Origin of the sequence: Enterobacter sp. 200527-13 (assembly GCF_027924865.1) — a bacterium.
Lineage (GTDB): Bacteria > Pseudomonadota > Gammaproteobacteria > Enterobacterales > Enterobacteriaceae > Enterobacter > Enterobacter ludwigii.
The window spans coordinates 1-20,090 of sequence record NZ_BSCM01000012.1 but is presented as its reverse complement, the minus strand read 5'-3'; the positions used below and the strand labels follow the sequence as shown (position 1 = coordinate 20,090).

The following is a 20,090-nucleotide window of genomic DNA, read 5'->3' as shown; positions in this document are numbered from 1 at the left end:
CCGGAAGTATAACCATGAAGCCCCTGCCTCAGAAGTAATAAAGAAGGCTTCTTACAACTCCCTTTGTATATTTTTCAATCAATTATTTCGTTAACTGCACAAACAGTCTTATTGTCGCACTGACTGGTCTGAAATGGGAGTCTGCATTAATAGCGTATAAGCCATAAAAGAAAAACGCCACGTAAAAACGTGGCGCTTGCTGGCTTTATTTGCGTTACGAGCGTTTCATCATATCGAAGAAATCGTCGTTAGTTTTGGTCATCGCCAGTTTGTTGATGAGGAACTCCATTGCGTCGATTTCACCCATTGGATGGATGATTTTGCGCAGGATCCACATTTTCTGCAGCTCTTCCTGGGTGGTGAGCAGCTCTTCTTTACGGGTACCGGAACGGTTGTAGTCGATAGCCGGGAAGACGCGTTTCTCAGCAATTTTACGAGAGAGGTGCAGTTCCATATTACCTGTACCTTTAAACTCCTCGTAAATAACTTCGTCCATTTTGGAACCCGTATCGATCAGCGCCGTAGCGATGATGGTCAGGCTGCCGCCCTCTTCCACGTTACGTGCCGCACCGAAGAAGCGTTTTGGACGATGCAGGGCGTTAGCGTCCACCCCCCCCGTCAGCACTTTACCGGAAGCCGGAACGACGGTGTTGTAGGCACGCGCCAGACGGGTGATGGAGTCGAGCAGGATGATCACGTCTTTCTTGTGTTCAACCAGGCGTTTCGCCTTCTCGATAACCATTTCCGCAACCTGAACGTGGCGAGATGCGGGTTCGTCAAAGGTAGAAGCAACCACTTCACCTTTAACCAGACGCTGCATCTCGGTCACTTCTTCCGGACGTTCGTCAATCAGCAGTACCATCAGTACGCAGTCTGGGTGGTTATAAGCGATGCTCTGCGCGATATTCTGCAGCAGCATGGTTTTACCCGCTTTTGGCGGTGCGACGATCAGACCACGCTGGCCACGACCGATTGGCGATGCCAGATCCAGGACGCGAGCGGTTAAATCTTCAGTTGAGCCGTTACCACGCTCCATGCGCAGGCGAGAGTTCGCGTGCAGCGGCGTTAAGTTCTCAAACAGGATCTTATTACGGGAGTTTTCCGGTTTGTCGAAGTTAACTTCATTCACTTTCAACAGCGCAAAGTAGCGTTCACCCTCTTTTGGAGGACGAATCTTACCTGAAATGGTGTCACCAGTGCGGAGGTTGAAACGGCGGATTTGGCTAGGGGATACGTAGATGTCGTCAGGGCCGGCGAGGTAGGAGCTGTCTGCAGAGCGGAGGAAACCAAATCCGTCTTGCAATATCTCCAGCACACCGTCGCCAAAGATATCTTCGCCACTCTTAGCGTGCTGCTTCAGGATGGCGAAAATGATGTCCTGCTTGCGCATACGAGCCTGGTTTTCCAGCCCCATATTTTCGCCGAGAGTGATCAGCTCAGAAACCGGCGTATTCTTTAATTCGGTAAGATTCATAATGGTGTGGGTTCTTAAACTCGGGGTGATACTCGAACTTAATGTTGTGAATGGTATGGCAGGGTCATCCATGCCTGTTTAGCGGCCATCAACTCATGTCTGTTCGCTGTCTGGTCACAGGGAAAAAACGCAGAACTGAAACGACAAGACGGATTGAGTGACAAGCCCGGAATTTAGCAACTTCACGCACTGTTTGTGTCAACAACGGGAAGTATCGGGTAAAACAAGATTCAAACAACAAGATATGTTTAAAACGAAGTCATAGCTAACTTAGCACGACTTCAGCCGGGCGTCCAGAGTTCCACATAATTTAGGCGCTCTGGACGCGCAGCAAAGAAACCTTACGCCAGGTTAGCGTCGAGGAACTCTTTCAGTTGACCTTTGGACAGTGCGCCCACTTTGGTCGCTGCCACTTCGCCGTTTTTGAACAGCAGCAGGGTCGGAATGCCACGGATACCGTATTTTGGTGCGGTGCCCGGGTTCTGGTCGATGTTCAGCTTGGCAACGGTCAGTTTGCCCTGATATTCGTCAGCGATCTCATCCAGAATCGGGGCGATCATTTTGCAAGGACCACACCATTCAGCCCAGAAATCGACGAGTGTCAGCCCGTCAGCCTTAAGTACGTCCGTGTCAAAACTGTCGTCAGTCAGGTGAATAATTTTATCGCTCATATATAACTCCACAGGAATAAGCCTGGTGCGTTGGTTTCGCCCTCATCAACGACGTGTTGATGTCGCATTAACCAACTAAAGGTTGACTTTATTTCACCGGATACGCTTTCGTAAAGCAATAGTAAGCTGATATTCTACCACACTATGAGCAAAACACATTTAACAGAACAGAAGTTTTCCGACTTCGCCCTGCACCCAAAAGTGATCGAAGCCCTTGAAAATAAAGGGTTTCATAACTGCACGCCCATTCAGGCTCTCGCCCTGCCGCTGACGCTGGCGGGACGTGACGTAGCAGGGCAGGCGCAAACCGGTACTGGCAAAACGATGGCGTTTTTAACGTCAACGTTTCATTATTTACTTTCTCATCCAGCGATTGCAGACCGCAAAGTTAACCAGCCGCGCGCGCTAATTATGGCCCCGACGCGAGAACTGGCGGTACAGATCCACGCAGACGCTGAACCCCTGATGCAGGCTACGGGCCTGAAAATCGGCCTGGCTTATGGCGGCGATGGTTACGATAAGCAGCTGAAAGTGCTGGAAAGCGGTGTGGATATCCTGATCGGTACCACCGGCCGTCTTATCGACTACGCAAAACAGAACCACATTAACCTTGGTGCCATCCAGGTTGTGGTGCTGGATGAAGCTGACCGTATGTACGATCTGGGCTTCATTAAAGATATCCGCTGGCTGTTCCGCCGCATGCCACCCGCGAATCAGCGCCTCAACATGCTGTTCTCTGCAACCCTGTCGTATCGCGTACGCGAACTGGCATTCGAGCAGATGAACAACGCCGAATATGTGGAAGTGGAACCCGAGCAGAAAACCGGCCACCGCATCAAAGAAGAACTCTTCTATCCTTCCAATGAAGAGAAAATGCGTTTGCTGCAAACGCTGATCGAAGAAGAGTGGCCAGACCGCGCCATTATCTTCGCGAACACCAAGCACCGCTGTGAAGATATCTGGGGCCATCTGGCTGCAGACGGTCACCGTGTTGGCCTGCTGACGGGCGATGTTGCGCAGAAAAAACGCCTGCGTATTCTTGAAGAATTCACCCGTGGCGATCTCGATATTCTGGTCGCCACCGACGTCGCAGCGCGCGGCCTGCACATTCCAGCCGTTACGCACGTCTTTAACTATGACCTGCCGGATGACTGCGAAGACTATGTACACCGTATCGGTCGTACCGGTCGTGCGGGTGCAAGCGGCCACTCTATCAGCCTCGCGTGTGAAGAGTATGCGCTGAACCTGCCGGCGATTGAGACGTACATCGGCCATTCTATTCCGGTGAGTAAGTACAACCCGGATGCGCTATTAAGCGAACTGCCGCCGGCTAAGCGCCTTACCCGCGCCCGATCCGGCAATGGCCCGCGTCGATCTGGCGCGCCGCGTAATCGTCGTCGCTCAGGTTAAAAAATTATGCTCAGCTCCACCTCGCTTTATGCGGCAATTGATCTCGGTTCGAATAGTTTTCATATGCTGGTTGTGCGCGAGGTGGCGGGAAGCATACAAACGCTGACGCGCATTAAGCGCAAGGTCCGCCTCGCGGCGGGCCTGAGCAGCGATAATCACCTCTCTCCTGAAGCCATGGAACGTGGCTGGCAGTGCCTGCGACTCTTTGCAGAGCGTCTGCAGGATATCCCGCATTCCCAAATCACCGTCGTCGCCACAGCGACACTCCGCCTGGCGGTTAACGCCGTGGATTTTATTGCCAAAGCGCAGGAAATTCTCGGTTGTCCGGTGCAGGTTATCAGCGGTGAAGAAGAAGCGCGCCTGATTTATCAGGGTGTTGCGCACACCACAGGGGGCGACGATCGTCGTCTGGTTGTGGATATCGGGGGCGCCAGTACCGAACTCGTGACCGGCACCGGTGCGCAGGCAACGTCGCTATTCAGCCTGTCGATGGGTTGCGTAACCTGGCTTGAGCGCTACTTTACTGACCGCAATCTGGGTCAGGAGAACTTCGACGAGGCGGAAACTGCCGCACGCGAGGTGTTACGCCCGGTGATGGACGAACTGCGCTACCACGGCTGGAAAGTCTGCGTGGGGGCCTCCGGTACCGTGCAGGCATTGCAGGAAATTATGATGGCGCAAGGCATGGATGAGCGGATCACGCTTGCCAAGCTTCAGCAGCTTAAACAGCGGGCCATTCAGTGCGGGCGTCTTGAAGAGCTGGAAATTGAAGGCCTGACGCTTGAACGCGCGCTGGTATTCCCGAGCGGGCTCGCGATCCTGATCGCCATCTTCACCGAACTGAACATCACATGTATGACGCTGGCGGGCGGCGCGCTGCGTGAAGGTCTGGTCTACGGGATGTTGCACCTGTCGGTCGATCAGGACATTCGCAGCCGTACCCTGCGAAACGTGCAACGTCGTTTCCTGGTTGATATCGATCAGGCAGGCCGCGTGGCACAGCTGGCGTCACGCTTCGCCGATCATGTGGCTAACGCCTGGGATCTGGACCCTTTGAGTCGCGATCTGCTGCTAAGTGCCTGTGCACTGCATGAAATCGGGCTGAGCATTGATTTTAAACAGGCCCCGGCTCATGCCGCTTATCTGGTGCGTAACCTCGATTTACCCGGCTATACCCCTGCGCAGAAAAAGTTGCTGGCAACGCTGCTGCTGAACCAGACCAATGCCGTTGACCTCTCCTCTTTGCATCAGCAAAACGCCGTGCCGCCGCGCGTAGCCGAGCATATGTGCCGCCTGCTGCGTCTGGCTATTCTGTTTGCCAGCCGCCGCCGCGATGATTTGCTGCCGGCACTCAATCTGGTGGCGGATGACGAAAAACTTTCGCTGACGTTGCCGGAAAACTGGCTGGATAATCATCCGCTTGGGGCGGAGATGGTCGAGCAGGAGTGTCAGTGGCAGAGCTACGTACACTGGGTGCTTGAGGTGAAATAATGAGTCGGACATGCCCGGTAGCGCTACGCTTGCCGGGCGTGTAACAACCTACCCTTTCTCTTTGGCTTTCGCCAGCATGGCGCGGATGTTAGCGACGTTCGCCTGCCCCTTATGCATCCGCTCTTCAGCCGTAATCACTTTACGCTCCTGCTCCCAGATGAGGTCGTCCTGCGGAAGTTCCAGCAGGAAACGGCTCGGCTCCGGGCGCACCAGTTCGCCATATTGTCTACGCTCTTTGCACAGCGTGAAGGTCAGCTCTTTCTGAGCGCGCGTGATGCCAACATAGGCCAGACGGCGCTCCTCATCGACGTTATCTTCATCAATGCTGCTCTGGTGCGGCAGTAACCCCTCTTCCATGCCAACCAGATAGACATACGGGAATTCCAGACCTTTTGATGCATGCAGCGTCATCAGCTGAACCTGATCGGCCTCTTCTTCGCTCTCGCCGCGCTCCATCATATCGCGCAGGGTAAAGCGGGTAACCACCTGCGTCAGGGTCATCGGTTCATCAATCTCCGAGCCTTCCAGCATTTCAGTCATCCAGCTGAACAGCTGGTTAACGTTTTTCATGCGCATCTCGGCCGCTTTCGGACTGGCGGAGGTTTCATACAGCCAGGACTCGTAGTCGATACCGTGGATAAGGTCGCGCACGGCGGCGATAGGTTCGCGCTCTGCCAGCCGCTGCACTTCACCAAGCCAGTGGGTAAAGCGGGTTAATGAATCGTAGCCGCGTCCGGTGAGTGTCTGACTCAGCCCCATATCGAAGCTGGCGGTAAACAGACTCTTATTACGCGTCATCGCCCACTCGCCAAGCTTTTGTAGCGTCGCCGGGCCAATTTCCCGTTTCGGGGTATTCACGATACGCAGAAACGCGCTGTCATCATCCGGGTTAGTGAGCACACGCAGGTAGGCCAGAAGATCTTTGATTTCGGGCCGCGAGAAGAAGGAGGTTCCGCCCGAAATTTTGTACGGGATGCGGTTTTGCATCAGCATCTTTTCAAAGACGCGTGACTGGTGGTTGCCGCGATAGAGGATCGCATAGTCTTTGTATTCGGTTTTATTGACGAAGTGGTGGGCGATAAGTTCGCCTGTGACCCGCTCCGCTTCGTGCTCTTCATTGTTGGCGCTGAGCACTTTTAGCTCTGTACCGTAACCCAGTTCGGAGAACAGGCGTTTTTCGAACACGTGCGGGTTGTTGGCGATCAGGATATTCGCGGCTTTAAGGATACGTCCGGAGGAACGGTAGTTCTGCTCCAGTTTGATCACCTGCAGCGCCGGGAAATCTTTGCTCAGCAGGACCAGGTTTTGCGGACGCGCACCGCGCCAGGAGTAAATGGACTGATCGTCATCACCGACCACCGTGAAACGCGCGCGCTGTCCCACCAGCAGCTTCACCAGTTCATACTGGCTGGTATTGGTGTCCTGATACTCATCCACCAGCAGGTAGCGGATTTTATTCTGCCAGCGCTCACGCACCTCTTCATTACGCTGCAGCAGTAGCGTGGGAAGCAGGATCAGGTCGTCGAAATCCAGCACGTTACAGGCTTTCATATGCGCATCGTACAGACCGTAGCAGTGGGCGAAGATCCGATCCCGCTCGCCTTTGGCGATCGCCGCGGCCTGGGCCGGGGTCATCAGATCGTTTTTCCAGTTGGAGATCGTTGAGATCAGCTGTTGCAGCAGAACCTTATCATCTTCGATCAGCCCCTCGGTGAGCTCCTTGAGCAGGGCCACCTGGTCGGTATCGTCAAACAGTGAGAAGTTGGATTTCATCCCCAGCGCGGCGTATTCACGTTTGATGATATCCAACCCCAGCGTATGGAAGGTAGAAATCATCAGACCGCGCGCCTCTTTACGCCCCAGCGTCTGGCCGACACGCTCTTTCATCTCGCGCGCTGCTTTGTTAGTAAACGTCACCGCCGCGATGTGGCGAGCCTGATACCCGCAGCCGCGGATCAGGTGGGCAATCTTATTGGTGATGACGCGCGTTTTGCCGGATCCCGCGCCCGCCAGCACCAGACAGGGTCCAGTGACAAATTCGACGGCTTGTTGTTGTCCGGGGTTTAAACGCATAAATGATCACTCAATGAAAGTCAGGAGGGGAGAATAACAGCGTGGTAGTATAGCGAGCCTAATCCATACCACTCAAGGCACGATCATGGCAAAAACCGCGGCAGCACTGCATATCCTTGTAAAAGAAGAAAAACTGGCTCTGGATCTTCTCGAGCAGATCAAAAACGGCGCCGACTTCGGCAAGCTGGCGAAGAAACACTCTATTTGTCCGTCAGGTAAACGCGGCGGTGATTTAGGTGAATTCCGTCAGGGTCAAATGGTTCCGGCGTTCGATAAAGTGGTCTTTTCCTGCCCGGTGCTGGAACCCACTGGCCCACTGCATACGCAGTTTGGCTACCATGTTATTAAGGTTCTGTACCGCAAATAACAGCAAGGCCTTCTCTGAGAGAAGGCCTTGTACGTTTAGTCAGGTCAGGGCATCAGCCCGCCCGGGTATTAACCTGCTACCGCGATACGTTTCATATCGGTCATGTAGCCACGCAGTTTCTGGCCCACTTTCTCGATTTCATGGACGCGAATGGCTTCGTTTACATCACGCAGCTGCGCGTTATCCACCGCACCTTCCGCAATCGCTTTGCCCAGATCGCCCGGCTGCAGGGTCGTCATGAACTCTTTCAGCAGCGGGACGCAAGCGTAAGAGAACAGGTAGTTACCGTACTCGGCGGTATCAGAGATAACCACGTTCATTTCGTACAGACGCTTACGGGCGATGGTGTTCGCAATCAGCGGCAGCTCGTGCAGTGATTCATAGTAGGCAGACTCTTCGATGATGCCGGAATCCACCATGGTTTCGAACGCCAGCTCAACGCCAGCTTTCACCATCGCAATCATCAGAACGCCTTTATCGAAGTACTCCTGCTCGCCGATTTTACCTTCAAACTGTGGGGCGGTTTCAAAAGCGGTTTTACCGGTCTCTTCACGCCAGGTCAGCAGTTTCTTATCGTCGTTAGCCCAGTCCGCCATCATGCCGGAAGAGAACTCGCCGGAGATAATGTCATCCATATGTTTCTGGAACAGCGGTGCCATGATCGTTTTCAGCTGTTCAGACAGCGCGTAAGCACGCAGTTTCGCCGGGTTGGACAGACGGTCCATCATCAGCGTGATACCGCCCTGCTTCAGCGCTTCGGTGATCGTTTCCCAGCCGAACTGAATCAGTTTTTCTGCGTATGCCGGGTCTGTACCCTCTTCCACCAGCTTGTCGAAGCACAGCAGAGAGCCCGCCTGCAGCATACCGCACAGGATGGTTTGCTCACCCATCAGGTCAGATTTAACTTCCGCGACGAAAGACGATTCCAGAACGCCCGCACGGTGGCCACCCGTTGCTGCAGCCCATGCTTTGGCGATCGCCATACCTTCGCCTTTCGGATCGTTTTCCGGGTGAACGGCGATAAGCGTTGGCACGCCGAAGCCACGTTTGTACTCTTCACGTACTTCTGTACCCGGGCACTTCGGCGCCACCATCACAACGGTGATGTCTTTACGGATCTGCTCGCCCACTTCAACGATGTTAAAGCCGTGGGAGTAACCCAACGCCGCACCGTCTTTCATCAGCGGCTGCACGGAACGCACAACGTCAGAGTGCTGTTTGTCTGGCGTCAGGTTAACCACCAGGTCTGCCTGGGGGATCAGCTCTTCGTAGGTACCAACTTTAAAACCGTTTTCGGTCGCTTTGCGCCAGGACGCACGCTTCTCAGCAATCGCTTCTTTACGCAGGGCGTAGGAGATATCCAGACCGGAGTCACGCATGTTCAGGCCCTGGTTCAGACCCTGGGCGCCGCAGCCGACGATGACCACTTTTTTACCCTGAAGGTAGCTCGCGCCATCGGCAAATTCGTCGCGCGCCATAAAGCGGCATTTGCCCAGCTGCGCCAGCTGCTGGCGCAAATTCAGTGTATTAAAGTAGTTAGCCATAATGGACTCCGTGATGTTGTGATGTTGTGTTGTTGTGCTTATTGTTCGGTTCGCTTTTGCGAGAATGAACTTACTATATGATAGGAAATTTATTGCGGAAATTGATATATTCACAACGTCACGTTGCAATATTTGCAATGTAAAAAGGGGGAGTGAAATCAGTGGATTTACGCGATCTGAAAATGTTCCTGCATCTGGCGGAAAGCCGTCACTTTGGGCGCAGCGCCCGGGCGATGCACGTCAGTCCCTCCACGCTTTCGCGCCAGATCCAGCGCCTTGAGGAAGACCTCGGTCAGCCCCTGTTTGTACGCGACAACCGCACCGTCACCCTGACGGAAGCCGGTGAGGAGTTACGGGTCTTTGCCCAACAAACGCTGCTGCAGTATCAACAGCTGCGACACACCATTGACCAGAAAGGGCCATCGCTGTCCGGCGAGCTGCATATTTTCTGCTCCGTGACCGCGGCCTATAGCCATCTGCCGCCGATTCTTGACCGCTTTCGCGCAGAACAACCGTCGGTGGAAATTAAACTCACCACCGGTGATGCCGCCGACGCAATGGAAAAAGTGGTGACAGGCGAGGCGGATCTCGCCATTGCCGGGAAACCCGAAACCCTGCCGGGCGCGGTTGCGTTCTCAATGCTGGAAAACCTGGCGGTCGTGCTGATTGCCCCCGCGTTACCCTGCCCGGTGCGTAATCAGGTGTCGGTGGAAAAGCCAGACTGGTCAACGGTGCCTTTTATCATGGCCGATCAGGGGCCGGTGCGCCGTCGTATTGAGCTCTGGTTTCGTCGCCAGAAGATCAGCAACCCGTCGATTTACGCGACGGTTGGCGGGCATGAGGCGATGGTTTCAATGGTGGCGCTGGGCTGCGGCGTGGCACTGCTGCCGGAAGTGGTCCTGGAGAACAGCCCGGAACCGGTGCGTAATCGCGTGATGATTCTGGAGCGCAGCGACGAAAAAACGCCGTTTGAGCTTGGCGTGTGCGCACAAAAAAAGCGGCTGCAGGAGCCGCTTATTGATGCCTTCTGGCAGATACTGCCTAACCACTAGCCCGCCAGGAAGAACCTGAACGCCGGGTTATGGGTTTCATCGTGACACTCATAGCCCAGCTCGTTCAGGCGCGTTTCGAAATCAGGCTCGTGCTCGCCCAGTTCGAAGGCGGCCAGCACGCGTCCATAATCGGTACCGTGGCTGCGGTAGTGGAACAGAGAGATGTTCCAGTGCGTGCCCAGCGTATGCAGGAATTTGAGCAACGCGCCCGGTGACTCCGGGAACTCGAAGCTGTAGAGACGTTCCTGCAGCGGCTTCGATGGACGCCCACCCACCATGTAACGCACGTGCAGTTTCGCCATCTCATCGTCAGAGAGATCCACGACGCTGTAGCCACCTTCGTGGAGCAGGTGGAGGATCTCTTTACGCTCTTCCAGACCACGGCTTAACCGTACGCCGACAAAAATGCAGGCATCTCGGGCGTCGGCAAAACGGTAGTTAAACTCCGTGACTGAACGGCCGCCCAGCAGCTGACAAAACTTCAGGAAGCTGCCCTTCTCTTCCGGAATGGTAACCGCCAGCAGCGCTTCGCGTTGCTCACCCAGCTCGCAGCGTTCGGAAACATAGCGCAGACCGTGGAAGTTCACGTTGGCACCAGACAGGACATGCGCCAGACGCTCGCCGCGGATGTTGTGCTGCGCGATGTATTTCTTCATCCCCGCCAGCGCCAGCGCGCCGGAAGGTTCCGCTACCGCACGCACATCTTCGAACAGATCTTTCATTGCGGCGCAGATGGCGTCGCTGTCGACGGTGATAATATCGTCGAGATACTCCTGGCAAAGACGGAAGGTTTCATCGCCAATGCGTTTAACCGCCACGCCTTCAGCAAACAGCCCGACGCGTGGTAAGTCCACCGGATGACCGGCATCCAGCGCCGCTTTCAGACAGGCCGAGTCTTCCGCTTCAACGGCAATCACTTTGATTTGCGGCATCAGCTGTTTGATCAGCACCGCTACGCCCGCCGCGAGGCCGCCACCGCCAACCGGCACGAAGACGCGGTCGAGATGCGCATCCTGCTGCAGCAGCTCAAGCGCCAGCGTCCCCTGTCCGGCAATGACCATCGGATGATCGAACGGCGGCACCCAGGTAAACCCCTGTTGCTGCGCCAGCTCTATCGCTTTTGCTTTGGCTTCGTCAAAGTTTGCGCCGTGGAGCAACACTTCACCGCCGAAACCGCGTACGGCATCCACTTTGATATCGGCAGTAGCAACCGGCATAACAATCAGCGCTTTCAGCCCCAGGCGCGCAGAGGAGAACGCGACGCCCTGCGCGTGGTTGCCCGCAGAGGCGGTAATCACCCCCCGCGCTTTTTGCTCATCGGTCAACCCGGCCATCATCGCGTAGGCGCCACGCAGCTTGAAGCTGTGTACCGGCTGACGGTCTTCGCGTTTCACCAGAATCACGTTGTCGAGGCGCGAGGAGAGTTTCTCCATCTTCTGCAGCGGCGTAACCTGCACGGCTTCATAGACCGGTGCACGTAGCACCGCCCTGAGGTATTCCGCCCCCTCAGGGGCGGCGGATAACGGTTGCGACTCGGCCATCATTAGCCCCCAAGTTTCGATTTGTCGCGCACCGCGCCTTTATCTGCACTGGTGGCAAGGCTCGCATAGGCACGCAGGGCGAAGGAGACGTCGCGCTGGCGATCTTTTGGCGTCCAGGCTTTGTCACCGCGAGCTTCCTGGGCTTCACGACGCGCCGCAATGTCCTGGTCGCTCAGTTTCAACTGAATACCGCGATTCGGGATATCAATTTCGATCAAATCGCCATCTTCAATAATCGCAATGTTGCCGCCGCTTGCCGCTTCCGGTGACACGTGGCCAATGGAGAGACCAGACGTACCGCCAGAGAAACGTCCGTCGGTGATCAGCGCACAGGCTTTTCCGAGGCCCATGGATTTCAGGAAGGTGGTGGGATAGAGCATCTCCTGCATACCCGGCCCGCCTTTCGGCCCTTCGTAGCGAATGACAACCACGTCGCCTTCCACCACTTTACCACCGAGAATAGCCTCTACCGCGTCGTCCTGGCTTTCGTATACTTTTGCCGGGCCGGTGAATTTGAGAATGCTGTCATCCACGCCTGCGGTTTTTACAATACAGCCGTTTTCTGCAAAGTTACCGTAGAGCACGGCCAGACCGCCGTCCTTGCTGTAGGCATGTTCCAGTGAGCGAATGCAGCCTTCTGCGCGATCGTCATCCAGCGTGTCCCAGCGGCAATCCTGTGAGAAGGCCTGGGTGGTACGAATACCTGCCGGGCCGGCGCGGAACATCTTTTTCACCGCATCGTCTTTCGTGAGCATGACGTCGTATTTGTCCAGCGACTCCGGCAGCGTCAGGCCGAGCACGTTTTTGACGTTGCGGTTCAGCAGCCCGGCGCGATCCAGTTCACCGAGAATACCCAGTACGCCACCCGCACGGTGGACATCTTCCATGTGGTACTTCTGGGTACTCGGCGCAACTTTACAGAGCTGCGGTACTTTGCGGGACAGCTTGTCGATATCGCTCATGGTGAAGTCGATTTCAGCTTCCTGCGCGGCGGCCAGCAGGTGGAGAACGGTGTTGGTGGAACCACCCATGGCGATATCCAGCGTCATGGCATTTTCAAACGCGGCTTTGCTGGCGATATTACGCGGCAGCGCGCTTTCATCATCTTGCTCGTAGTAGCGTTTGGTCAGCTCAACGATGCGTTTACCGGCATTGAGGAACAGCTGTTTACGGTCGGCGTGGGTCGCCAGCAGCGAGCCGTTGCCCGGCTGAGACAGACCCAGCGCTTCGGTCAGACAGTTCATGGAGTTCGCAGTGAACATACCTGAGCAGGAGCCACAGGTTGGGCACGCAGAACGTTCAACCTGATCGCTTTGCTCATCAGAAACTTTTGGATCCGCGCCCTGAATCATCGCATCGACCAGGTCGAGCTTGATGATTTTATCGGAAAGCTTGGTTTTACCCGCTTCCATTGGACCGCCGGAGACGAAGATCACCGGAATGTTCAGACGCAGGGAAGCCATCAGCATCCCTGGGGTAATTTTGTCGCAGTTGGAGATACAAACCATGGCATCCGCGCAATGGGCGTTCACCATATACTCCACCGAGTCGGCGATCAGCTCACGCGACGGCAGTGAATAGAGCATACCCCCGTGACCCATCGCGATACCGTCATCCACCGCAATGGTGTTGAACTCTTTCGCCACACCGCCGGAGGCTTCGATTTGCTCGGCAACGAGTTTGCCGAGATCGCGCAGGTGCACGTGGCCCGGCACAAACTGGGTGAAGGAGTTCACCACGGCGATAATAGGCTTACCGAAATCGGCGTCGGTCATCCCGGTGGCGCGCCACAGTGCGCGGGCACCTGCCATGTTACGGCCATGAGTGGTGGTGGCGGAACGATACTTAGGCATGCTTTATTTACTCCCGTCTGACTATTGAATGGGACGGTGCGTGCCGTCCCATATTTATGCTTATTGATTAACCTGATCCAGCCAGCCGTATTTATCTTCCGTTTCACCGGTGAAGAGGCCAAAGAAGGCTTGCTGAATACGTTTGGTGACCGGACCACAGCGGCCAGCACCAACCTGAATACCGTCTACGCTACGAACCGGCGTAATTTCCGCCGCGGTACCGGACATGAACACTTCATCGGCCAGGTACAGGGATTCGCGGGACAGGACCTGCTCACGGACTTCGATACCCAAATCTTTTGCCAGCTTGATGATGGCGTCACGGGTAATGCCCGGCAGGGCGGAAGAGGTAAATGGCGGCGTAAACAGAATGCCGTCTTTCACTTCGAACAGGTTTTCACCTGCACCTTCAGAGATATAGCCATTCACGTCCAGCGCGATACCTTCCTGATAACCGTGACGGCGCGCTTCGCTACCGACCAGTAGTGAGGAGAGGTAGTTACCGCCCGCTTTTGCCGCCGTCGGGATCGTGTTTGGTGCCACGCGGTTCCAGGAAGAAACCATTGCGTCGATCCCCTGCTCCAGGGCTTCAGCCCCCAGATAAGCACCCCACGGGAACGCAGCAATGATCACATCGGTGGTATAACCGGCTGGCGGGTTCACGCCCATGCCCACATCACCTACAAACACCAGCGGACGAATATAGGCACTGGTGAGGTTGTTCTTACGAATCACGTCGCGGCAGGCTTCCATCAGCTCATCCACGCTCTGAGAAACCGGGAAACGATAAATTTTGGCTGAGTCATGCAGACGCTGCATGTGTTCGCGATGACGGAACACCACTGGCCCTTTGTGTGAGTCGTAGCAACGGATGCCTTCGAAGACAGAGGTACCGTAATGCAGCGCGTGGGACATAACGTGGACTTTCGCGTCCTCCCAGCGAACCATCTCACCATTGAACCAAATGTAATCAGCTTTTTTTGTCGTCATTTTCTCTTCCTGTCGCGCTTAAGCACGGATCTGTTGTGATGTGGTTGTGCTCTGGCAGATGGCAACATGTGCAACGTCTACCAGTTTTGTTAACTGACTAAACAGTAAGTCGACCGACCGCGGGCTGGCAACGGTTAATTCGATACTGATATTTTGAGCATCAGTGGCCGTCTCCATATTCATAGAGCAAATCTGAAAGCCACGGTGACGTACCACACGCAAAACGCGTTCTAATGTCTCTGGATTGAAGCGAGCCTGCACGGCGACCTGATGTTGCATCATGATAATTTCTCCAGCATTTGTGAGTTACTGGCACCTGGCGGTACCAACGGCCAGACATTCTCAAGCTCGTCGATCGAGACATGAAGCAGGTACGGCCCTTCGCTTGACAGCATGGTGTCGAGTGCCGCTTCAACCTGGTCTTTACGGGTGATGTGCTGGCCAGGGATACCAAAGGCACTGGCCAGAATGAGGAAATCGGGGTTATCCGTCAGGGTAGTCTCACTGTAGCGTTCCTGGAAAAACAGCTGTTGCCACTGACGAACCATTCCTAAACGCTGGTTATCGAGCAAGACGATTTTCAACGGTAACTGCTTGCGCTTAACGGTGCCCAGCTCCTGCACGTTCATCATGAAAGAGCCGTCACCGGAGATACAGATAACCGTATCGTTCGGGCGGGCAACCTGCGCCCCAACCGCGGCAGGGAGACCGAAGCCCATCGTCCCTAAGCCGCTGGAGGTAATGAAGTTTTCCGGGCGCGTGTAAGTCATGTGCTGTGCTGACCACATCTGGTGTTGGCCTACATCCGTCGTGACCACACAGTCTGCCGGTTTACGGTCGGACAATTGCTTTAACAGCAGTGGCGCATAGATGGCGTCACCAGGATGGTCGTAACGCCAGGTATGTTCAACGCGCATTTCGGCGGTGTGCTGACGCCATGCGTCGATTTTCAGAGGCTGCTGTAAAGCCGGTAATAACGCGTTGAGATTGCCCTGCAGGGCCACATGCGCCTGACGCAGTTTGTTCATCTCCGCCGGGTCGATATCCATGTGGATCACGTTGGCATTCGGCGCGAAGGTATTCAGCTTGCCGGTGACACGATCATCAAAACGGGCACCTACGGCGATCAGCAAGTCACACGCCTGCACGGCCAGGTTCGCCGCTTTGGTACCGTGCATCCCCAGCATGCCCAGATAATACGGATAGTCCGCATCTACCGCGCCAAGACCTTTCAACGTACAGGTGGCGGGCATTTGCGTAACCGCGATGAATTCGCGCAGGGCGGGAACGGCCTGTGCCATACCAACCCCACCCCCTACGTACAACATCGGTTGTTTAGCGTGGGCAATCATCTGCCGCGCCTCTTCCACCGCGGCGTGCGGGAATGCATCGTCGCTTTCAACGGTGGAGAAGTGCGGTTCCAGATCGCCCAGAGCAACCTGGATATCTTTCGGGATATCAACCAGAACCGGTCCAGGGCGACCAGAGTTTGCCACCTCAAACGCCTCTGCCATCACACGCGGCAGCTCTTCCAGAGACTGAACGAGGAAGCTGTGTTTGGTGCAGGCCAGTGACAAACCGAGCACGTCCACTTCCTGGAAGGCATCAGTGCCAATGAAGGGCGAGGCCACCTGACCGGTGATGGCGACAACGGGAACGGAATCAAGCAGTGCATCCGCCAGGCCGGTGATCAGGTTTGTGGCGCCCGGCCCTGAGGTTGCCATGCAGACACCGGTTTTACCGGTGGCACGTGCATAGCCAATGGCGGCCATCGCAGCGCCCTGCTCGTGTCGGCACAAGAGGTGTTCCACGCCGCCGTCATACAATGCATCGTAAATCGGCATTATTGCGCCCCCCGGATAACCGAAGACAGTGTCGACTCCCTGTGCGCGCAACGCATGTACTACCCACTGTGCACCATTCATAGTTAGTTCCCCGTCATAAATCGGGAGAAACAGAATTTTGTGCTATTAGTCATTCTCTGCTCCTCATGTAAGTTTTTTAGTCATAAAAAAACCCCCGGACCTTTCGGTGCGGGGGTCTTAGTTCGTTAAGGCTTGATTTCTAAGCCTTTCCTCGTCCAAGTGCAGCCCCGCACGGTGGGATAATAATCACCACCACGCTAATCACGACCAGGCTAATCACTCGTAGAAGGGCTGTCATTTTCAGTTCTTTTTGCATCTTGTTCGAAGGAATACCTAAAGAGGTATCACAGTTTTTAAATCAAACACAAGATTTATTTATGGCTGTTTTCGTTAGTCTGCGAATCATATTTTCTGAACGCATTGTTTTATATAAAGAAATTAGATAGTGAATATTTTTCATTTTTTCAGCACGGACAGAGCGGTATGTCACCTGTACATTTTTTTGCGAGCAGGGTTCCACAGAAAAGAAAAGGTTACATCTTGACGTTAAAACCTCGGAAGAGGATGCGTAAATCCGCTAAATGTGGCTAAACATGCATATCGGTCACGGGCATAGTCATCTCCTGAGGAGGTGCTTATGTCACTGTCAGTTGTTTATACCCGAGCGGCCATTGGCGTAAAAGCACCGCTTATTTCGGTAGAAGTTCATCTCAGCAACGGGCTGCCCGGGCTGACGCTGGTTGGATTGCCGGAGACCACGGTAAAGGAAGCCAGAGATCGGGTGCGCAGTGCGATTATTAATAGCGGTTATACCTTTCCGGCAAAGAAAATCACCATCAACCTTGCGCCTGCAGACTTGCCTAAAGAGGGAGGGCGATATGATTTACCTATCGCTATAGCGCTCCTCGCCGCCTCTGAGCAGCTTAACAGCAGCAGACTAGGCGCATATGAGTTCATCGGTGAACTGGCGCTCACAGGCGCGCTGAGGGGCGTTCCTGGTGCCATCTCGGGTGCGCTGGAGGCCATTCGCGCAGGTCGACAAATCATTGTTGCCAATGAAAATGGTGCAGAAGTGAGCCTGATAGCCGAGAGAGGATGTCTGCTAGCCGGGCATTTACAGGAAGTGTGCGCGTATCTTGAGGGGCAACATGTGCTGTCAGAGCCGGAAGAATCAGGCGATCCCCTGGCAGAAAGCCCGGACGATCTGAGCGATATTTACGGCCAGGAGCAGGGGAAGCGGGCGCTGGAGATCACCGCTGCCGGCGGACATAACCTGTTGTTGATTGGCCCACCGGGTACAGGAAAAACGATGCTGGCGAGCAGGTTGAATGGTTTACTGCCTCCACTTAATAACCATGAAGCGCTGGAAAGCGCGGCGATATTTAGTCTGGTGAGTTCAGTGTCATTGCAAAAACAGTGGCGACGTCGCCCGTTTCGCTCTCCGCACCACAGTGCCTCACTGGCGGCCATGGTCGGCGGTGGCTCCATACCAGGGCCGGGAGAGCTCTCTCTGGCGCACAACGGCATCCTGTTTCTGGATGAACTGCCTGAATTTGAACGCCGCGTTCTGGATGCGCTGAGGGAGCCCATCGAATCGGGTGAGATCCACATCTCCCGTGCACGCGCCAAAATAAGCTATCCCGCGCGGTTCCAGCTGGTAGCGGCAATGAACCCCAGCCCATCGGGCCATTATCAGGGAAACCACAATCGCTCCACGCCTGAACAGACGCTACGCTACCTGGGGAAGTTATCTGGTCCTTTCCTGGATCGTTTCGATTTGTCGCTGGAAATCCCCTTGCCTCCTCCCGGCCTGCTCAGCCAGAGCAGCGCCAGAGGAGAGAGTACGGTGGAGGTTCGCGAGCGGGTTATCGCCGCGCAGGCCCGGCAGTATATGCGTCAACATAAGCTGAATGCCCGTCTGGATAACGCTGAGATTCGGCAGTTTTGTCCTCTTAAGACTGAAGATTCATGCTGGCTGGAGGATACGTTGACGCGCTTTGGACTTTCCATTCGCGCATGGCAGCGTCTTATAAAAGTCGCCCGCACCATCGCCGATGTGGAAAAGTGCCCTGACATTGAGAGGCGGCATCTGCAGGAAGCGTTAAGCTATCGTGCGATCGATCGCTTGCTCCTGCACCTGCAAAAGTTACTGGCATAAAAAAAGGGGCCACAGCCCCTTTTCTTGTTAGTCGTCAGACTCAGTGTAGTCTTCAGCACCTTCCATCTGCGGTTTACCGCCAGACAGCGTATGGAAACGCTTTGGACGCTTAATGCGTGCCATATACTTGATCCATACACGTTCTGCTTCAGACTGTGGCTCACGCTCGCCACGGCAGACTGCGACAAACTGTTTTTCGTCTTCAGTTGCAGGCTCACGTTTACCCAGATCCAGCTCGTTAAAGGCATAACCATGACGCTCAAGCATCTGCGCCTCTTTGATGGTGAAATCGCCGTGACGAGAGAACCCGCGTGGATAATTTTTATTGTCGAAAAAACGATTAGTCGTCGTAAAGCTTTCCGCCATCCTACACGCTCCTAATTCTTTGGCCGAGCTATTTATGGCGCGGAGTATTAGTTACGCTTGACAGAGTGTAAAACAAAACATTTAAATCATAACGACAAATTATTTTGCGGAGAAAGATGTGGATACGGAATTGCTAAAAACTTTCCTGGAAGTGAGCAGAACGCGCCACTTTGGGCGAGCAGCGGAAGCCCTTTACCTGACGCAGTCAGCGGTCAGTTTTCGTATTCGACAGCTGGAAAATCAACTGGGTGTGAATCTTTTTACCCGCCACCGCAACAACATACGCCTCACGCCAGCCGGTGAAAAACTTCTGCCGTATGCAGAAACACTGATGAATACCTGGCAGGCGGCACGTAAAGAGGTTGCGCACACCTCGAGGCATAACGAGTTCTCCATTGGGGCCAGCGCATCGTTGTGGGAATGTATGCTCAGTCAGTGGCTTACCCGGCTCTACCCTTCCCACAACCATTTGCAATTTGAAGCGCGGATTGCGCAACGTCAGTCGCTCGTTAAGCAACTGCACGAGCGCCAGCTGGATCTTCTGATCACGACCGAAGCCCCCAAAATGGACGAATTTAGCAGCCAGATTGTTGGCCAGTTTGGCCTTGCGCTTTATGCCTCCGAGCCTTCAATGATGAAAGCCGACCTGACCTATCTGCGTCTGGAGTGGGGGCCAGATTTCCAGCAACACGAGGCGGGATTGATTGCTCCGGATGATGTGCCACAGTTAACAACCAGCTCTGCGGAGATCGCCTGTCAGCAGCTCTCCTTGCTGAAGGGGTGCACCTGGTTACCTGTTCGCTGGGCAGACACGAAACCCGGGTTGCATACCGTTGTGGACTCCACCACGCTTTCCAGACCGCTGTATGCCATCTGGCTCCAGAACAGCGATAAGCAATCGCAGATAAAAGATCTTCTAAAAATCAACATTATGGATTGATGCATGCGCCAGCAGAAATGCTGGCTGCAACGTCTGAAGAGGGGACTGGCGTCTTTCAGGCAAAAAAAAATCCTTTGCCGAAGCAAAGGATTATATATGGCAGGGGCGGAGAGACTCGAACTCGCGACACCCGGTTTTGGAGACCGGTGCTCTACCAACTGAGCTACGCCCCTAAAGTCTTTTGCCATTAAGCCTGCCGGGTAGGCAGGCTTAATGTCTTAATAAGTGGCGGAACGGACGGGACTCGAACCCGCGACCCCCTGCGTGACAGGCAGGTATTCTAACCGACTGAACT

Annotated in this window: 18 protein-coding genes and 1 tRNA gene; 6 read left to right on the top strand and 13 right to left on the bottom strand. The window is 54.8% G+C overall.

The genetic code is table 11. From position 1 onward, the window contains the following. Positions 1-214 precede the first annotated feature (214 nt). A complete protein-coding gene (rho, locus tag QMG44_RS22520; RefSeq protein ID WP_008501566.1) occupies positions 215-1,474 on the bottom strand; it encodes a transcription termination factor Rho in 1,260 nt (419 codons plus the stop codon). Positions 1,475-1,815: 341 nt separating this feature from the next. Beyond that, the gene (gene trxA, locus QMG44_RS22515) at positions 1,816-2,145 is read right to left on the bottom strand and encodes a thioredoxin TrxA (protein WP_004386384.1); all 330 of its coding nucleotides are present in this window, start codon (positions 2,143-2,145) and stop codon (positions 1,816-1,818) included. A 144-nt stretch (positions 2,146-2,289) separates the two neighbouring features. Between trxA and rhlB the strand changes: the two genes are divergently transcribed. After that, a complete protein-coding gene (gene rhlB, locus QMG44_RS22510) occupies positions 2,290-3,555 on the top strand; it encodes an ATP-dependent RNA helicase RhlB (protein ID WP_014172158.1) in 1,266 nt (421 codons plus the stop codon). Positions 3,556-3,561: 6 nt separating this feature from the next. Next, positions 3,562-5,046 carry a guanosine-5'-triphosphate,3'-diphosphate diphosphatase gene (gene gppA / locus QMG44_RS22505; RefSeq protein WP_073397810.1) on the top strand — a complete coding sequence of 495 codons (1,485 nt, stop codon included), beginning with the start codon at positions 3,562-3,564 and terminating at the stop codon, positions 5,044-5,046. Positions 5,047-5,094: 48 nt separating this feature from the next. Here gppA and rep read toward each other — a convergent pair whose 3' ends face one another. Then, on the bottom strand, positions 5,095-7,119 hold the full coding sequence (gene rep, locus QMG44_RS22500) for a DNA helicase Rep (protein ID WP_014172160.1): 2,025 nt from the start codon (positions 7,117-7,119) through the stop codon (positions 5,095-5,097). Between the two features lie 85 nt (positions 7,120-7,204). Between rep and ppiC the strand changes: the two genes are divergently transcribed. Continuing rightward, on the top strand, positions 7,205-7,486 hold the full coding sequence (ppiC, locus tag QMG44_RS22495; protein WP_008501570.1) for a peptidylprolyl isomerase PpiC: 282 nt from the start codon (positions 7,205-7,207) through the stop codon (positions 7,484-7,486). A 68-nt stretch (positions 7,487-7,554) separates the two neighbouring features. Here ppiC and ilvC read toward each other — a convergent pair whose 3' ends face one another. Continuing rightward, positions 7,555-9,030, bottom strand: a complete 1,476-nt coding sequence (ilvC, locus tag QMG44_RS22490) for a ketol-acid reductoisomerase (protein WP_086533015.1) — start codon at positions 9,028-9,030, stop codon at positions 7,555-7,557. Between the two features lie 161 nt (positions 9,031-9,191). Here ilvC and ilvY point away from each other — a divergent pair, with 161 nt between their 5' ends. Next, positions 9,192-10,082 (top strand): HTH-type transcriptional activator IlvY, encoded by an 891-nt coding sequence (ilvY, locus tag QMG44_RS22485; RefSeq protein ID WP_020882896.1) that lies wholly within the window; start codon positions 9,192-9,194, stop codon positions 10,080-10,082. Here ilvY and ilvA read toward each other — a convergent pair. The 7 genes from ilvA to ilvL form a co-directional block, all read right to left on the bottom strand. Further along, positions 10,079-11,623: a threonine ammonia-lyase, biosynthetic gene (gene ilvA / locus QMG44_RS22480; RefSeq protein ID WP_025202773.1), complete on the bottom strand. Its 1,545-nt coding sequence runs from the start codon at positions 11,621-11,623 to the stop codon at positions 10,079-10,081. The two genes, ilvY and ilvA, sit on opposite strands and share 4 nt — an antisense overlap. Before the next feature lie 2 nt (positions 11,624-11,625). Next, positions 11,626-13,476, bottom strand: a complete 1,851-nt coding sequence (gene ilvD / locus QMG44_RS22475) for a dihydroxy-acid dehydratase (protein ID WP_014172164.1) — start codon at positions 13,474-13,476, stop codon at positions 11,626-11,628. A gap of 60 nt (positions 13,477-13,536) precedes the next feature. Further along, positions 13,537-14,466, bottom strand: a complete 930-nt coding sequence (gene ilvE, locus QMG44_RS22470) for a branched-chain-amino-acid transaminase (protein WP_025202772.1) — start codon at positions 14,464-14,466, stop codon at positions 13,537-13,539. An 18-nt stretch (positions 14,467-14,484) separates the two neighbouring features. Continuing rightward, entirely contained in the window at positions 14,485-14,748 is a 264-nt protein-coding gene (ilvM, locus tag QMG44_RS22465) for an acetolactate synthase 2 small subunit (RefSeq protein WP_014172166.1), read from the bottom strand. Continuing rightward, positions 14,745-16,391 carry an acetolactate synthase 2 catalytic subunit gene (gene ilvG, locus QMG44_RS22460; RefSeq protein WP_086533016.1) on the bottom strand — a complete coding sequence of 549 codons (1,647 nt, stop codon included), beginning with the start codon at positions 16,389-16,391 and terminating at the stop codon, positions 14,745-14,747. Before ilvG ends, ilvM begins: the two co-directional genes overlap by 4 nt. Positions 16,392-16,393: 2 nt before the next feature. Further along, entirely contained in the window at positions 16,394-16,444 is a 51-nt protein-coding gene (gene ilvX / locus QMG44_RS22455; protein WP_102046757.1) for a peptide IlvX, read from the bottom strand. An 86-nt stretch (positions 16,445-16,530) separates the two neighbouring features. Next, a complete protein-coding gene (gene ilvL, locus QMG44_RS22450) occupies positions 16,531-16,629 on the bottom strand; it encodes an ilv operon leader peptide (protein ID WP_001311244.1) in 99 nt (32 codons plus the stop codon). Between the two features lie 339 nt (positions 16,630-16,968). On the opposite strand from ilvL, the gene QMG44_RS22445 reads away from it, so the two are divergent. Continuing rightward, positions 16,969-18,489 carry a YifB family Mg chelatase-like AAA ATPase gene (locus QMG44_RS22445; protein ID WP_086533017.1) on the top strand — a complete coding sequence of 507 codons (1,521 nt, stop codon included), beginning with the start codon at positions 16,969-16,971 and terminating at the stop codon, positions 18,487-18,489. Between the two features lie 27 nt (positions 18,490-18,516). Here the strand turns inward: QMG44_RS22445 and QMG44_RS22440 are convergent, their stop codons facing one another. Beyond that, a complete protein-coding gene (locus QMG44_RS22440; RefSeq protein ID WP_014172168.1) occupies positions 18,517-18,855 on the bottom strand; it encodes a DUF413 domain-containing protein in 339 nt (112 codons plus the stop codon). A gap of 118 nt (positions 18,856-18,973) precedes the next feature. On the opposite strand from QMG44_RS22440, the gene hdfR reads away from it, so the two are divergent. Next, positions 18,974-19,795, top strand: a complete 822-nt coding sequence (gene hdfR, locus QMG44_RS22435) for an HTH-type transcriptional regulator HdfR (protein ID WP_014172169.1) — start codon at positions 18,974-18,976, stop codon at positions 19,793-19,795. A 97-nt stretch (positions 19,796-19,892) separates the two neighbouring features. On the opposite strand, the gene QMG44_RS22430 is transcribed toward hdfR, so the two are convergent. Then, positions 19,893-19,968: transfer RNA gene (locus tag QMG44_RS22430), tRNA-Trp, on the bottom strand. Positions 19,969-20,090: the final 122 nt, after the last annotated feature.